Origin of the sequence: Tautonia rosea (assembly GCF_012958305.1) — a bacterium.
GTDB classification, from domain to species: domain Bacteria; phylum Planctomycetota; class Planctomycetia; order Isosphaerales; family Isosphaeraceae; genus Tautonia; species Tautonia rosea.
The window spans coordinates 1-3,319 of the sequence record NZ_JABBYO010000040.1 but is presented as its reverse complement, the minus strand read 5'-3'; the positions used below and the strand labels follow the sequence as shown (position 1 = coordinate 3,319).

At 62.1% G+C, this 3,319-nt stretch carries 1 rRNA gene; it reads right to left on the bottom strand.

The annotated features are described in order from the left end of the window. Positions 1-137 precede the first annotated feature (137 nt). Positions 138-2,964 (bottom strand): 23S ribosomal RNA (locus tag HG800_RS26715). Positions 2,965-3,319 lie beyond the last annotated feature (355 nt).

Genomic DNA, 3,319 nt, shown 5'->3' with positions numbered 1-3,319 from the left:
GTCGTAACGAGACGACGGCTACGGGGTCGTTCGGAGGTTTCGGGTGAGGGAGGCTCTGTCGTTGTGTTGAGGCCACGCCGAGACCTGTCCCGTGGGGCACCGCAGCGGGGGCTGCGATGCGGCGGGGACGGGTCGGGGTGGTCAAGCCGCTTGGCTCTTAGGACCGGTCGGCTGCGACGGTCGCCCGCCGTGCACTCCCGGCCTATCAACCTGGTGGTCTTCCAGGAGCCTTCGCACCGAATTGGTGCCGGAAACCTGGTCTTGAGGCCGGCTTCGCGCTTAGATGCCTTCAGCGCTTATCCGTTCCCGACCTGGCTACCCGGCGGTGCCCTGAGCAGGACAGCCGGTACACCAGAGGTCGGTCCTCCCCAATCCTCTCGTACTAGGGGAGACTCCTCTCAAGTTTCCTCCGCCCGCGGCAGATAGGGACCGACCTGTCTCACGACGGTCTGAACCCAGCTCGCGTACCGCTTTCATCGGCGAACAGCCGAACCCTTGGGACCTTCTCCAGCCCCAGGATGCGATGAGCCGACATCGAGGTGCCAAACCTCCCCGCCGCTATGGACGCTCGGGGGAGATCAGCCTGTTATCCCCGGAGTACCTTTTATCCGTTGAGCGACGGCCTTTCCATCCAGCACCGCCGGATCACTAACGCCGACTTTCGTCCCAGCTCGTCTGAGAGGACTCGCTGTCAGGCCCCCTTCTACGTTTGCGCTCGTGTTGCCCGATGGCCGACCGGGCCGAGGGGACCATGGCGCTCCTCCGTTACACTTTGGGAGGAGACCGCCCCAGTCAAACTGCCCGATGAGCAGTGTCCCGATTGTGGTGCAACCGGTGAGGACAGTCGACGATCCAGGCTGGTATTTCACCGGTGGCTCGACCCGGGCTGGCGCCCGGGCTTCGCAGCCTCCCAGCTATGCTACACAGGATCGTCGGCTGGCCAGTGCCAACCTGCAGTAAAGGTTCACGGGGTCTTTCCGTCTAGCCGCGGGTACGTGGTATCTTCACCACGACTTCAGTTTCACCGGGTCCCTCGTGGAGACAGTGCTCCGGTCGTTACGCCATTCATGCAGGTCGGAACTTACCCGACAAGGAACTTCGCTACCTTAGGACCGTCATAGTTACGGCCGCCGTTTATCGGGGCTTTGGTTGGCAACCTCGGTTTCCCTAATCGCCTCCCTTAACCTACCGACACCGAGCAGGCGTCAGACTCTATACGTCCTCTTACGAGTTGGCAGAGTCCTGTGTTTTTGGTAAACAGTCGCCGGAGCCGATTCTCTGCGGCTGGCTCGCGCCAGCGCCCCTTCTACCGAAGGTACGGGGCTATTTTGCCGAGTTCCTTCACGAGGGTTCTCCCGAACGCCTTCGGATACTCGCCTGGCACACCTGTGTCGGTTTGCGGTACGGGCCGAGGGATTGTCCGGACAGGGATTTTCGTGGCTACCACGCGGGGGACTTCCGGGCTAAGCCGTCGTCCTTGCGGAACGGGGGTAACTAACGCCCCGATCCCCGTGATGGCAGCGTCACCTGCCTTCAACCGCACCCTCGGGTGCCGGAATATTCACCGGCTGCCCATCGACTACGCCGTTCGGCCTCGTCTTAGGTCCCGACTAACCCTGGGCGGATTGCCCTTCCCCAGGAACCCTTGTGCTTTCGGCGGGCCGGCTTCTCACCGGCCTTATCGTTACTCGTTCCGGCATACGCACTCGACGGCGCTCCACCACCCGTTGCCCGTGTGGCTTCAATGCGGCCGTCGACGCTCTCCTACCACTGGAATAAATTCCAATCCGCGACTGCGGCGCGACGCTTGAGTCCCCGTCATTTTCGGCGCGGGACGGCTCGACCGGTGAGCTGTTACGCACTTTTGAAATGGTGGCTGCTTCTAAGCCAACATCCCGGCTGTCACCGCGGTCCCACTTCCTTTGCCACTGAGCGTCGTCTTGGGGGCCTTGGTCGGCGGTCTGGGCTGTTTCCCTCTTGAGCGCGGAGATTCTCCCCCGCGTTCTGACTCCCGGGATAAAAACCTGCGGTATTCGGAGTTGGGTTCCGGTGGGTACCCGGGGAGGGCCCCAGCCGGATTCCGTCGCTCTACCCCCGCAGGCGAATTCCCCGAGGCTGGCCCTCGAGCCATTTCGGAGAGAACGAGCTATCTCCAGGTTTGATGAGACTTTCACTCCTCCCCACAGGTCATCCCCTGATTTTTCAACATCAGTGGGTTCGGTCCTCCACGACCTGTTACGGTCGCTTCAACCTGCCCATGGGTAGATCACCTGGTTTCGCGTCTTTGGCACCCGACAAGCGCCCTGTTCAGACTCGCTTTCGCTGGGGCTCCCCTCCTGAAGAGGTTAACCGGCCGGATACCAAAACTCGCCGGATCATTATGCAAAAGGCACGCGGTCAGGCGGAGCACTAAGGCTCGTCGCCCTCCCACCGCTTGTAGGCACGGGGTTTCAGGTTCAGTGTCCTCCCCTTGTCGGGGTTCTTCCCACCATTCGGTCGCCCTACTGGGTTCACTATCGGTCGTCGCCCGGTACTTAGCCTTGCGGGATGGTCCCCGCCGATTCAGGCCGGGTTTCACGTGCCCGACCCTACTCGGGTACCACTCTTCAGAGAACAGAATCCGTCACCTACGGGACTTTCACCCTCTCTGGTGGACCGTTCCAGGTCGCTTCGATTGAACTCTGTTTTTTTGACTCTGTCGGACCGAAATCCTATCGAGTGGCCCCACGACCCCGATCGGTGTCCCGATCGGTTTAGGCTGTATCCCCGTTCGCTCGCCGCTACTGAGGGAGTCGCGGTTGCTTTCCGTTCCTCCAGGTACTGAGATGTTTCAGTTCCCTGGGTTGCTGTGGGTATCTCGGGATCGACGGGCGTTCGGCCCCTCCCCCGAGCTTATCGCAGCCTGCCACGCCCACCTTGCCGGCGACGCCTAGGCATCCCCCCCGTGCCCTTCGGGGCTTGACCACGCCGACCCGGCCCCGACGCCCGACTTCCCGAGGGAAACCGTGTGCCGGTGTGTGTGACCGATGTCCGCGTGACCTCGCTCCCCCGCGGTTGCCGACTCGCCTCACGGCGACGGGCAACCACCGCGACGACCTCGCGTCGTCGTCTCGAATCACTTATCCGAAGGGTCTACGTTCGTTCTTCGTTGTACGAGCACCGCACCTCGGCGACGGAAAGTGCAATCACTTAAACCGAAGCACGGCACCGCTCGTACGCTTACTTCGCGGTTTTTGGTTCGTCTTCGCGATCGAGCCGAACTCGATCGCGACCTGCCGAATTGTCACAGAACGTCCTCGGGCATGACACCCGGAGGACC